Source organism: Sulfurimonas sp. (genome assembly GCF_019429335.1).
Taxonomy (GTDB): domain Bacteria; phylum Campylobacterota; class Campylobacteria; order Campylobacterales; family Sulfurimonadaceae; genus Sulfurimonas.
Window position 1 is genome coordinate 62,801 of record NZ_JAHYJB010000005.1, and the last position, 11,926, is coordinate 74,726.

At 39.5% G+C, this 11,926-nt stretch carries 13 protein-coding genes; 12 read left to right on the plus strand and 1 reads right to left on the minus strand.

The window, feature by feature from the left end:
- Positions 1-80: 80 nt before the first annotated feature.
- The gene (locus K0A91_RS03445; RefSeq protein ID WP_295008179.1) at positions 81-1,139 is read right to left on the minus strand and encodes an integrase core domain-containing protein; all 1,059 of its coding nucleotides are present in this window, start codon (positions 1,137-1,139) and stop codon (positions 81-83) included.
- A 119-nt stretch (positions 1,140-1,258) separates the two neighbouring features.
- On the opposite strand from K0A91_RS03445, the gene surE reads away from it, so the two are divergent.
- From surE to K0A91_RS03505, 12 genes are read left to right on the plus strand one after another with little or no spacing between them, the layout of a single operon-like run.
- Positions 1,259-2,065 carry a 5'/3'-nucleotidase SurE gene (surE, locus tag K0A91_RS03450; RefSeq protein WP_295008181.1) on the plus strand — a complete coding sequence of 269 codons (807 nt, stop codon included), beginning with the start codon at positions 1,259-1,261 and terminating at the stop codon, positions 2,063-2,065.
- Positions 2,062-2,700 carry a ThiF family adenylyltransferase gene (locus K0A91_RS03455; protein ID WP_295008182.1) on the plus strand — a complete coding sequence of 213 codons (639 nt, stop codon included), beginning with the start codon at positions 2,062-2,064 and terminating at the stop codon, positions 2,698-2,700. Before surE ends, K0A91_RS03455 begins: the two co-directional genes overlap by 4 nt.
- An 11-nt stretch (positions 2,701-2,711) precedes the next feature.
- A complete protein-coding gene (locus tag K0A91_RS03460; RefSeq protein WP_295008184.1) occupies positions 2,712-2,963 on the plus strand; it encodes a thiamine biosynthesis protein ThiF in 252 nt (83 codons plus the stop codon).
- 47 nt (positions 2,964-3,010) lie between these two features.
- Positions 3,011-3,508 (plus strand): transcription elongation factor GreA, encoded by a 498-nt coding sequence (greA, locus tag K0A91_RS03465; RefSeq protein WP_295008185.1) that lies wholly within the window; start codon positions 3,011-3,013, stop codon positions 3,506-3,508.
- Positions 3,495-4,499, plus strand: coding sequence for an N-acetyl-gamma-glutamyl-phosphate reductase (gene argC / locus K0A91_RS03470; protein ID WP_295008187.1), 1,005 nt, complete (start codon positions 3,495-3,497; stop codon positions 4,497-4,499). Before greA ends, argC begins: the two co-directional genes overlap by 14 nt.
- Before the next feature lie 3 nt (positions 4,500-4,502).
- Positions 4,503-5,240 carry a metallophosphoesterase gene (locus tag K0A91_RS03475; RefSeq protein WP_295008189.1) on the plus strand — a complete coding sequence of 246 codons (738 nt, stop codon included), beginning with the start codon at positions 4,503-4,505 and terminating at the stop codon, positions 5,238-5,240.
- A 3-nt stretch (positions 5,241-5,243) separates the two neighbouring features.
- Positions 5,244-6,185: a chemotaxis protein gene (locus K0A91_RS03480; protein ID WP_295008191.1), complete on the plus strand. Its 942-nt coding sequence runs from the start codon at positions 5,244-5,246 to the stop codon at positions 6,183-6,185.
- A 10-nt stretch (positions 6,186-6,195) separates the two neighbouring features.
- Positions 6,196-8,598 carry a chemotaxis protein CheW gene (locus K0A91_RS03485; RefSeq protein ID WP_295008193.1) on the plus strand — a complete coding sequence of 801 codons (2,403 nt, stop codon included), beginning with the start codon at positions 6,196-6,198 and terminating at the stop codon, positions 8,596-8,598.
- A complete protein-coding gene (locus K0A91_RS03490) occupies positions 8,595-9,089 on the plus strand; it encodes a chemotaxis protein CheW (RefSeq protein ID WP_295008194.1) in 495 nt (164 codons plus the stop codon). Before K0A91_RS03485 ends, K0A91_RS03490 begins: the two co-directional genes overlap by 4 nt.
- 9 nt (positions 9,090-9,098) lie before the next feature.
- Positions 9,099-10,223: an MlaE family lipid ABC transporter permease subunit gene (locus tag K0A91_RS03495; protein ID WP_295008196.1), complete on the plus strand. Its 1,125-nt coding sequence runs from the start codon at positions 9,099-9,101 to the stop codon at positions 10,221-10,223.
- Positions 10,223-10,966: an ATP-binding cassette domain-containing protein gene (locus K0A91_RS03500; protein ID WP_295008198.1), complete on the plus strand. Its 744-nt coding sequence runs from the start codon at positions 10,223-10,225 to the stop codon at positions 10,964-10,966. The genes K0A91_RS03495 and K0A91_RS03500 overlap by 1 nt, the downstream gene beginning before the upstream one ends.
- Positions 10,963-11,925, plus strand: coding sequence for an MlaD family protein (locus K0A91_RS03505; RefSeq protein WP_295008200.1), 963 nt, complete (start codon positions 10,963-10,965; stop codon positions 11,923-11,925). Before K0A91_RS03500 ends, K0A91_RS03505 begins: the two co-directional genes overlap by 4 nt.
- Position 11,926 lies beyond the last annotated feature (1 nt).

The window sequence follows — 11,926 nt, forward strand, 5'->3', positions numbered from 1 at the left end:
TGTATGGTGCATAGGGAAAGTGTAAGATGTTTTCATACAGTTTTTGATGGCGTAATTTTACACTAATAGAAGTTGCAATGTCAAGTTTTTGTATTAGTCCATAGCATTTGGCACTGAGGATTAGTATTAATGAGATATTGTACAGGAGTTTTCATTTGTAAACTATGGTGTGGTATTTCAGTGTTATATTCTATGAGCCAATCTGCCATTTTTTGATTAAATAGATCTATATCGCTAAAAAGTAAATCATCGTTGTAATCAACGAATTGCTCTTGTATGGTTCTATTAAATCTTTCATTGTGAGCATTCATTTTAGGGGAGCGTGGATATGTCCAATAGTGTGTTAGCTGCTTTTTTTGTAAAAGAGCATCAAACTCTTTTTTAAACTCAGAGCCGTTATCAGATAGAATTGAAAATTTATCTTGATTATCGTTTGTAGTAACACCATCTATTAGTGCTTCAAGCACTTTGGCTGTATGCGTTGTGTGTTTGGTTGGAATTGCAACTGCAAATGCTATGCGACTGTTAGGGTCAATCATAGTCATAATATATCTTCTCATACCAGCTGTTACTCTTTGAATTGTATCAACGGCCCACAGATGCATAGGGGCATTCTTAAGACCTTTTGGTTTACGAGTTTTAATCTCTTTTTTCTTTGGTTTCACTCTGCCTTTAGAGTCTATGCGCTGTGGAAACAGTCTCATTTTATCTTTATCCCTTGCGATTATTCTTCCAATAGTTGACTCTGAGGGGAGAAGAAGATTATTATCTTCACACCAAGAATGTAACATTACATGTAGTTTAGCTTTACCAATATTTGGATATTTTTCTCTAAGGCGTTTAATTTCATCAACTACAGCTTTTGGTGTAGTAGGTTTTCTAATTTGTTTTGGTGCGGTAGATTTTGGATTTAAAGACGACACATTTTCTTTACTTTTTTTAAAAGTTGCTTTGTATCTATAGATAGTTCTTCTGCTTACACCAAATGCTTCTATGGTTGCTTCAAGTCCGTATTTGTCAAAAAACTTTATGATTTTTAATCTTTTAGTAGCTTCTGTATTTTCCATCTCAAAAAGATAGCTAAATCTTTTAAATCTGGAATATCCTCTTATGCCGTTGAAGAGATAATCTGTTTGCATTTTTCACTCTTTAGTTCTCCTCTAGAGAGTGCCATATGTTTCTGAACTTATACAGTTTTTAAACTTTAATGATAAAATGGCACTATAAAAATAAATACGCACTAGGCGTAACTTAGGAAGTGCAATTGGCCTATAAGATTTTAGTAACAAATGATGACGGATACGAGGCAAAAGGTCTTCTTAGCCTTATTAAAGCGCTCAGAGAGCTTGATGATGTAGAGATAACGGTCGTAGCACCCGCAAGTGAGAAGTCTGCCTGCGGACACTCCCTAACTATAATACGCCCGCTTCGTTTTGTAGGCGTAGAGGACAACTTTTTCAAACTCGATGATGGAACACCGAGCGATTGTGTCTATCTGGCGCTCAGCACAATATTTGTTGACTCTAAGCCCGATTTGCTTATCAGCGGGATAAACCGCGGCTCAAACATGGGCGAGGACATTACATACTCTGGAACTGCTGCCGGAGCCATGGAGGGAGTTTTACATGGTATAGCGTCTATCGCCATATCTCAAGTTATGGACTTTACAAACCCTGATGGCGATTTTACTTTGGCGCAAGAGGCAATTAAAAAGCTGGTTACAAAGATTAGAGAGGGTTCATTTCCTCTGCCTGAGCGAGAGTTTTTAAATGTAAACATTCCGCCCGATATTGATTCTAGCGACAATAAAGGCGCAAAGATAGAGGTTACTTATGCGGGATACAGACTCTATGCAAACGATTCGCATCTTCACAGAAACCCAAGAGGCGAGGAGTACTACTGGCTGGGAACGCATCCGCTGAACTTCTCCGCTCGAATAGGAAAAGAGGGCATAAGCGATTATGAGGCGATTGAGGCTGGAAATATATCAATAACGCCTATCCAGCTCGATATGAGCGCATATAAAAGCATGAGTGTACTTAAAGATTGGATAGAAGAACAATGAAATATGAACGTATAAAATCCCTTTTAGGAGATGATTTTTCAAAACTTCAAAACGCAAAAATTTTACTTCTGGGCGTGGGAGGAGTCGGTGGGCACTGTCTTGATTGTCTTAGCAGAAGCGGTGTTGGGCATATAACTATTGTCGATTATGACACCTATGATAAGTCAAATCAAAACCGCCAGATGTGGTCTGAACTTCATGAGGGCGAGATAAAAGTGCAAGCGTTAAAGACGCACTATCCTCATGTTAAAACCATAAATGCAAAAATAAACGAGCAGTGGGTGAGGGATTTTGATTTTGACGAGTATGATTTGGTTCTTGATGCGATTGACGATATCAAGGCAAAATTGGCTCTCACACAAAAGTGCTACAAAAAGCTTATATCATCCCTTGGAAGTGCAAAGAGGCTTGACCCGACAAAAGTGCATGTAGATGATATTTGGAAGAGTCATGGAGACAAATTTGGTTCAAAAATCCGCTACGAGCTTAAAAAACGAGGCTTTAACAAAAAGTATAAAGTTATATTTAGCTCAGAACATGCAAAAGTAAAAGAGAAGGGCAGCTTTAATGCTGTAACTGGAACATTTGGGCTTGTCATGTGCGCAGAAGCTGTTAAAAAAATAATTTCAAAATGAAGGAGTATTGGATGATTGATGATTTTGATTTAGGGAATCCGCTTGTATGCAAGGGGATAGTGGGTGATGGATGCGGAGGCGGAAGAATATTTTTTATAAAAGATGAAACACTTTACGCCCATGATCCACTCTCAAAAGAGAGTAGAATACTGCTTCAAGGCATAAAAAAAGCACAAAAGATAAGCAAAAGCGCATGTGTTATTACTATTGAGTGCGAGGATGAAAATATAAAATTTAACCTCTCCGCGATGAGTGCGGGCTGAAAAGTTTTGCTATAATTGTACGAAAAAATAAAACAAGAGAATAAGTTATGGAAAAAATAGAGCCGATGACGCTGTTTGGGTATAACAAACTGCAAGCCGAAGTAAAATATCTTAGAGAAGTAAGAAGACCGCAAATCGTAAGAGATATAGAAGAGGCTTTGGGTTATGGCGACTTAAAAGAGAATGCAGAGTATCACGCAGCAAAAGAGAATCAGAAGCTTATAGATTTAAGATTGTCGGAGCTGGCTGAGCTTTTGGGCTCATCAAAGATTGTGGATCCGAGCGAACTTGAACACACTAAAGTAAGTTTCGGCTCAACCGTCGTTCTTTGCGATACTGATACGGATGAGGAGTTTACATACACCATAGTCGGCGGATGCGAATCAAACCCCGACATGGGGCTTATCTCGTTTAACTCTCCGCTTGCAAAACAGCTTCTGGGACGCGAAGAGGGCGATGACGTTAAAATTCAGCTTCCAAACGGCAAAAAAGAGTTTGAGGTTATCGAGGTGAGATATCAGGAGATAGTTTTTGAATGCAATTAATGTTGGAGTCATTGGAGCTAGCGGCTACACAGGGCTTGAACTTTTAAAAATTCTTATCCGCCATCCAAAATTCAACCTCTCTTATGTTGCAAATACGGAGGGCGGAACGACTCTCTCGAGGCTCCACCCGTCTTTAAACAAAGTGCACGAGCTTGAGGTTAAAAAAGCCGATATTGACGAGTGTGCTGCAAGTTGCGAACTTGTCTTTTTGGCACTTCCTCATCAAACAGCAATGGCTTACGTAAAACCGCTTATTGCAAAGGGTTTGAAAGTAGTTGACCTCTCGGCTGACTATAGATTGCCGCAAGATATTTATGAAGCATTTTACTGCCCTCATACAGATACAAAAAACTTAGAGCATGCAGTTTACGGGCTTCCTGAGCTGTTTCGCAAGGAGCTAAAATCAGCTTCGTTAGTCGCAAATCCAGGTTGTTTTCCAACCTCTGCTATTTTGGGGCTTTTGCCTTTTATGGATAGACGTGTTAAAAACACGCCGATAATCATAGACTCAAAAACGGGCGTGAGCGGTGCCGGAAAAAAACTAAGCGACGTTACCCATTTTGTAAATATAAATGACAACCTTTTTGCATACAATCCTCTTTTCCACAGACATGCGCCTGAAATTGCACAAAAGCTACATGTAGATTTTGAAGATGTACATTTTGTACCGCATTTATGCCCTGTAACAAGAGGAATGCTAAGTTCTATCTATATCCAAGTAGAGGGCGATTTTGATGCAGAAAAACTTCTAGAAGAGTTTTACAAAGATGCTCTGCATGTAAGAGCAAGTAAAATTCCTGTTGATATGAAAAATGTGGCTGGGACAAATTTTTGCGACATTTTCGTAAAAAGAAAAGGCAATATTCTCTTTATATCAAGTGCGATAGATAATCTTTTAAGAGGCGCATCCTCAGCTGCGGTTGTAAATGCCAATCTTATGATGGGGCTTGATGAAGATTTAGGAATCCCAAATATAGCTTACGTTCCCTGAATAATGACTCAAGATTTTAAGATTTTAGAGGGTGCGTTTGTAGTGGCAGACGCACACTACTCGCATAAACGCCCAGAACTTTTAGCTTTTCTAAGGGAGATTCACTCAAAAAAACTCTCTCCTTCACAGCTTATTTTAATGGGCGATATATTTGATGCGCTTTTTGGTCAAATCCCCATGACGCATAAAAAAAATGAAGAGGCGATAGAGCTTATAAATAAGATATCTTTGGAGATTGAAGTTATATATCTAGAGGGAAATCATGACTTTAATTTAAAGAAAATATTTCCACATGTAAAAACTTTTCCAATCTCATTACAGCCTCTTGCATGTAGATTTGAAAATAAGAAAGTTCTACTCTCCCACGGCGATATTGAGGCTCCGCTTGGATACAGAATATATACTGCTATTATTAGAAGTTCTATCGTTTTATACCTTTTGAGAGCTGTCGATTTTCTCACAAAGCACTCTGTTTCAAAACGTCTCGACCTTTATCTTGGCAAAAAAGATGACTGCAGAGAGTTTGTAGGGCTAGAGAAATTTATCTACAAGAGGCTGTGGCAGAAGTATAAGTGTGACTACTTTGTAGAGGGTCATTTTCATCAAAACAGAACCGTAGAAATGGGAGATTTCATATATATAAACCTCGGGGCTTTTGCTTGCAATCAAAGATATTTTATAGTAAAATCTGCTCAAGATATAGAGTTATTGCAAGAGAAAAATTTCTCAAAAGGGATTTAAAGTATGAATATAGAGAGTTCATTAAAAGTCGGCTCCAATGAGATGGAACTTGTAGACTTTCGCATCTTCAAACAAGAAGACGACCAAGTTTACGAGGGTATTTACGGGATAAATGTCTCAAAGGTCCGCGAAATTATCAAGCTGCCAAAGCTGACAGACCTTCCGGGTACGCCTGAGTTTATAGAGGGTATTTTTGACCTTAGAAGCGTCGTTATTCCTGTTGTTAATCTCGCAAAATGGATGAAAATCAAACAGCCTGAGAGCGCTGAGAAAAACTCAAGAGTTATTATTACCGAGTTTAACAACGTGCTTATCGGCTTTATCGTCCATGAAGCAAAACGCATCAGAAGAATCAGCTGGGCAGATATAGAGCCTGCATCTTTTATGAGCAACTCAGCTTCGGTAGAGGGAAGCAAGATAACGGGAGTAACCAGAATAGAGGGAGACAATGTTCTTCTGATTTTGGACTTAGAGAGTGTTATCCAAGATTTGGGTCTTTATGAGCCAGACACTCAGTTCACGGCAACTGATAATGAGACTTTTTCAGGTCTGGCGCTTGTTTTGGATGACAGCTCAACAGCTCGAAAAATAGTAAAGGAGGCCCTTGTTAAGATGGGCTTTGACGTGCTTGAAGCAATGGACGGAAAAGAGGGGTTAGAGAAACTTGATGAGCTTTATGAGCTTTATGGCGAAAGTTTGTCTAAAAATCTCAAGATAATCATCTCCGACGTTGAGATGCCGAGAATGGATGGTTTTCATTTTGCGGCAAATGTAAAAGAGGATGGAAGATTTGGCAATATACCAATCGTATTTAACTCTTCGATAAGTGATCATTTTAGTGAAGACAGGGGTGTTGAAGCCGGCGGTGAAGCTTATTTGGTTAAATTTAAAGCAAATTCATTTTACAATGAAGTAGCACGAGTTGTTCGTGCACATATGAAGTAGGAGTATAAATATGGATGAATTTCAAGAGATATTGCAAGATTTTTTGGTTGAGTCTTTCGAACTTATCGACCAGTTGGATCAGGATTTGGTTGAGCTAGAGAGCAGACCCGACGATTTGGAGCTTTTAAACAGAATATTTCGCGTTGCGCATACTGTAAAAGGTGCTTCGTCATTTTTGAATTTTGATGTTTTAACACATTTGACTCATCATATGGAAGATGTTTTAAATAAAGCAAGACACGGAGAGCTTAGAATAAGTCCAAATATAATGGATGTTATTTTAGAGTCAATCGATCTGATGAAAGCTCTTTTAAGCACCATCCGCGATACAAGCTCAGACAGCGGTATTGACGTCTCTGGTTGTGTTGTAAGGCTTGATAAATGCACCGGAGGAAAAGGAGATGTAGAGACTCCTGCTCCAAAACCTGCCGCTGCCGTAGAAGTTGTAGAAGAGGTTGAGAAGGAGAGCGTAGAAGATAACTCTCCTGCCACAGACGAGCCTGACTATGATAATATGGATGCCGATGAACTTGAAGCTGAGATAGAGAGACTTCTGCAACAGAGAATGGCTGAGGACAAGGCTAAGAGAGAGTCTAAAAAATCAGCGCCTTCTGAAGCAAAAGATGATGTGTCTGAGGAGGAGGAGAATGAGCCTGCGCTTAATGTGCCCGTCGCAGTTACTCCTGCCAGAAGACCTGCTTCTCTAAGAGACGATGCAGACTCAGGTGATGGTGCAAAAGCTGCATCACCGGTTAAAAAGCAGTCTACCGTTGAACAGACAATCCGTGTTGACGTTAAGAGACTTGACCATCTTATGAATCTTATCGGCGAGCTTGTTCTTGCTAAAAACAGACTTATAAAAATAAACGATGATGTTGAAGAGAGATATGAGGGAGAGGGGTTCCTTGAGGAGCTAAATCAAGTTGTATCAATAGTCTCTATCGTAACAACAGACCTTCAGATAGCCGTTATGAAGACAAGAATGCTCCCTATTGGAAAAGTCTTTAATAAATTCCCTAGAATGATTCGCGACTTAAGTCGTGAGCTGAACAAAAAAATAGAGCTTGAGATATTCGGTGAAGATACAGAGCTTGACAAATCAATCGTTGAAGAGATTGGTGACCCGTTGGTTCACATTATCAGAAACTCATGCGACCATGGAATAGAGATACCAGAAATTCGTCTTGAACAAGGCAAAAGCGAAACGGGAACGATTAAGCTAAAAGCCTACAACGAAGGAAACCAGATAGTCATTCAGATAGATGACGACGGTAAGGGACTTGATGTTGAGATGCTAAAGAGAAAGTCTTTGGAAAAAGGTCTGATTACTGAAAAAGAGGCCGACAGCATGAGCGATAAAGAGGCGTTTGGGCTTATATTTAAGCCTGGCTTCTCCACCGCTACGGTTGTTACCAATGTTTCAGGCCGCGGTGTCGGAATGGACGTTGTTAAGACAAACATTGAAAAAGTAAACGGCATCATAGATATCGATAGCGAAATCGGCATCGGTACCTCAATGAAGCTAAAAATTCCTCTTACGCTTGCGATTATCCAAGCGCTTCTAGTCGGAGTTCAAGAGGAGCAGTATGCTATTCCTCTTGCTTCGGTTCTAGAGACTGTTAGAATCTCAAAAGATGAGGTCTATACGGTTGAGGGACGCTCTGTTATGAGACTTCGCGAAGATGTCCTCTCTCTGGTTCATATCGGCGATATATTTGAGGTTGAGCGCATTTTAGACTCAAGCGAGTATGCGTATGTTGTTGTTCTTGGACTTGGCACAAGCAAACTGGGGCTTATTGTTGATACTCTTGTGGGACAAGAGGAGATAGTTATCAAATCTCTTGGAGATTTCCTAAAAGGCATCGAGGGAATTGCAGGAGCGACTATCCGCGGTGATGGCGGTGTCACGCTGATTGTTGATGTTGTGGCTATTATGGATATGGCAAAACATGTTAAAGCTAGCATTTTAGTTGACACTACATCTGATGCGGCAATGCTTACGCACGAAAAAACAAAAGCAAGCGATTACGCCATAATGATAGTAGATGACTCTAAAACAGACAGAACTATTATGAGAAAAGCTCTGGAGCCTCTGGGAGTAACTCTTGTAGAAGCGGGTGATGGACAAGAAGCGTTAAGTATCTTAAAGCAGGGCGACTACAACTTTGACGCAATGCTTGTAGATATTGAGATGCCTAGAATGGACGGCTACACTCTAGCTACAGAGATTAAAAAGTACAACCGTTACAAAAACCTCCCGCTTATTGCCGTAACATCGCGCACAGGAAAATCTGACCGTATGCGTGGCGTTGAGTCTGGCATGATAGAGTATATTACCAAGCCTTACTCTTCTGATTATCTGATGAGCGTAGTTCAAAGAAACATTAATTTTAAATCGGAGTTTTTAAGATGAGCGATAGATTAAAACAGATTATTAAAAAACAGACTCAAAAAGAGAATGAAAATTTAGATCATGCAGACGATATCGTTCAGCTGGTAGGATTTATAATCGGTGACGAAGAGTACGCAGTGCCTATTCTCTCTATTCAAGAGATTATAAAGCCGTTTCCTTGGACAAGAGTTCCTCAGGTTCCAAAGTATGTTATCGGCGTGTTTAATATGCGCGGCGCCGTTATACCTCTGATAGACCTTCGTACAAAGTTCGGGCTAAGTCCTAAAAAACACAATGAAGACACTAGGTTTATCGTAATGAGAGACGGAGATGATATTGCAGGATTTGTTATAGATAGACTGACAATGGCAATAAGAATTAAAAACTCAAATATCGGACCTGCACCCGATACTGCTAACGGTGATGATACAGCGATTGACGGAGTAGGTAAACAGGCTGACAAAATTATTACTATTCTAAAGGTAAAAAAACTTCTTCAGAGAGATTTTTAGAGTTTTGATATGCACTACTCATCTCTGGATATTAGACATATAGACAATAGGCTCTCTCTAAAATTCAGAGGGGAGCTTACCCTCTACAACCTCGCAAAATATCAAAAAGATATAGACAAGCTAGACTTTGACAAAGAGCACGGCGTAGTCCTAGACTTGTCACAGCTTACTTTTTTGGATACTGCCGGATCTATTTTTCTGTATAATCTGAAAAAAAAACTGCAATCAAACAGCTCCTTACATGTGGATCTGCTTTGTGACAATAGTGAAGTTATAGATATGCTTGAGCTTGTCATGGCGCAAAAAATAAAATTCAAAGATATATTGCAGCCTAGAAAAGTAGGTTTTTTAGAGAATATCGGGAGAATAGCATATCAAAACTATCTTCTCTTTTTATCTTTTATGGTTTTTATAGGCGAGCTTTTTGCGCATAAGATGTACTATCTTGTCTCTCCTAAAAACATCAGATTTAAAGAGATAGCTTTTGAGATAAATGAGAGTGCGATAAAGGCGTTTGGCATTGTCGCACTGACGAGTTTTTTGATAGGTTTGGTCGTAGCTTACCAATCGGCACATCAGCTAAAAATGTATGGAGCTAATATATTTATAGTAGAAGTACTGGGAATATCTGTCTTAAGAGAGCTCTCTCCGTTAATTACGGCAATAGTCATAGCAGGAAGAAGCGGCTCGGCTTTTACTGCTCAAATAGGCGCTATGAAAATAACTCAAGAGCTTGATGCAATGCAGACTATGGGATTTGACCCATATAGATTTTTGGTTATGCCAAAGATAGTTGCCCTTATGATTACGCTTCCGATTTTGATATTTGTATCGGACGTAATGGCAATTATGGGCGGAATGGTGGTCGCAAATCTAGAGCTAAATATCACGACAAACCTTTTTTTAGACAGATTTAGCGATGTTGTCGCACTTAAACACTTTTTTGTAGGAATAGCAAAAGGGCCTTTTTTTGCTTTTTTGATTGCCGCTATCGGTATATATAGGGGAATGCAGGTTAGGGATGATACGCAAAGCATAGGATTTAACACCACAAAAAGTGTAGTGGAGTCCATTTTTGCGGTTATAATATGTGATGCAGTTTTTTCAATCGCTTTTACGAACTTGGGGATATGATGGATAATATTATTGAAGTAAGAGGCGTAAAAACGAGTTTTGAAGAGAGGATAATTCATGATACTCTTACGCTTAGCATTCCAAAAGGTTCAATATACGGTCTTTTAGGTCCAAGCGGATGCGGCAAAACCACGCTGCTACGAGAGATGGTAATGCTTCAGGAGTTTAGCGGCGGCGAGATTGAGATTTTGGGGCATAAACTCGGCAAAATAGAGTATAAAGAGGCCATGGAACTAAGGCAGCAATGGGGTGTGCTTTTTCAATCAGGAGCACTCTTCTCATCGCTTAGTCTAAAAGACAATATCGCTCTGCCACTTGTAGAGTATAGTGATTTGTCCGCGGCTATGATTAATGAGATAGTAAAGTTTAAGATAGGCATAGTAGGTCTGAAACAAGAAGATGCAAACCTCTATCCGTCTCAAATAAGCGGCGGTATGAGGAAAAAAGCCGCTCTTGCTCGCGCTCTTGCCATGGACCCGAAGCTTCTCTTTTTGGATGAGCCGACAAGCGGGCTCGACCCAATCTCTGCGAGGGAGTTTGATGCTTTGATACTGAAACTGCGCTCTTTGCTAAATTTAACCATAGTGATGGTTTCACATGATTTACAATCAGTTTACGATACACTCGACAAGGTTGCCGTAATAGATAATAAAAAGATTATATACGAGGGCGATTTAAAAAATATTCTCAGTGTTGAGAATAAATTTATAAAAACTTTTTTTAAGGGAATGGGGCGTATATGAACAATAGAGTTAATTACGGTCTTGTGGGCTTCTTGGTGCTGCTCTCTTTGAGCATGATGGTCGCATTTGGCTATTGGCTATTAAAGCCTACCAAAGAGGCTGAAGTGAAGACATATGCCATATATTTTGACGAATCTGTTTTGGGATTAAATATTGATGCTCCCGTAAAATATAGAGGAATCAACGTGGGCAATGTGGCCTCGCTAAATATAAATCAGAACAACTCCGAGCAGGTTGAGGTTTTGATAAATGTTCTAAAAACAACTCCCATAAAAGCATCCACTGTAGCGCAGCTTACTTCACAGGGAATTACGGGACTAAGTTATATAAATCTCAGTTATGGAGAGGAGACGTCAGAGGCTCTTATAAGTAAAGAAGGCGAAAAATACCCAGTTATAAAAACAGTACCCTCGCTTCTTATAAAACTTGAAAATACGTTTGGAGACATGTCGATTAATCTCTCGGAGACACTCTATAGAACACATCAGCTTTTAAGAGATGAGAATCAGCAGGAGATTTCGCTGCTTTTAAAAAACAGTGCTATTTTTATATCTAAGATGAACCAGATATTAGACGATGAGACGATAAGCAATTTTCAGCAGAGTGTAAAGAACCTAAACAGCGCTTCTAAAAAGCTTGACATGTTGATTCCAAAGGTTAGTGAGCTTATGGATAAAAGCATCAGATGGGAGAATGATATCTCTAACGCTTTTAAATCCATAACGAACAGTTATATGGGCATAAAAGACTCCATGGATATGTTTAAGCACTCGCTTCAAAGCGGGGACTTTAATCTCAAAGAGATGAGTAGCGATATCTTGCCTGCAATGAACAGCACATTTTTAGAGATGCAAAATCTTATTATAAAGATAGAGGAGACTCTAAACAAGCACAATAGAAGTCCTGGGGATATTATATTTATGCAAGAGAAGATTAAAAAAGGACCGGGGGAGAATTAGA

Coding starts and splice junctions, on each gene's coding strand:
- K0A91_RS03480 (WP_295008191.1), top strand. CDS start 5,244: ATGAATATAGAGAGTTCATTAAAAGTCGGCTCCAATGAGATGGAACTT.
- K0A91_RS03485 (WP_295008193.1), top strand. CDS start 6,196: ATGGATGAATTTCAAGAGATATTGCAAGATTTTTTGGTTGAGTCTTTC.
- K0A91_RS03505 (WP_295008200.1), top strand. CDS start 10,963: ATGAACAATAGAGTTAATTACGGTCTTGTGGGCTTCTTGGTGCTGCTC.
- K0A91_RS03460 (WP_295008184.1), top strand. CDS start 2,712: ATGATTGATGATTTTGATTTAGGGAATCCGCTTGTATGCAAGGGGATA.
- K0A91_RS03445 (WP_295008179.1), bottom strand. CDS start 1,139: ATGCAAACAGATTATCTCTTCAACGGCATAAGAGGATATTCCAGATTT.
- greA (WP_295008185.1), top strand. CDS start 3,011: ATGGAAAAAATAGAGCCGATGACGCTGTTTGGGTATAACAAACTGCAA.
- K0A91_RS03475 (WP_295008189.1), top strand. CDS start 4,503: ATGACTCAAGATTTTAAGATTTTAGAGGGTGCGTTTGTAGTGGCAGAC.
- K0A91_RS03495 (WP_295008196.1), top strand. CDS start 9,099: ATGCACTACTCATCTCTGGATATTAGACATATAGACAATAGGCTCTCT.
- K0A91_RS03500 (WP_295008198.1), top strand. CDS start 10,223: ATGGATAATATTATTGAAGTAAGAGGCGTAAAAACGAGTTTTGAAGAG.
- K0A91_RS03490 (WP_295008194.1), top strand. CDS start 8,595: ATGAGCGATAGATTAAAACAGATTATTAAAAAACAGACTCAAAAAGAG.
- K0A91_RS03455 (WP_295008182.1), top strand. CDS start 2,062: ATGAAATATGAACGTATAAAATCCCTTTTAGGAGATGATTTTTCAAAA.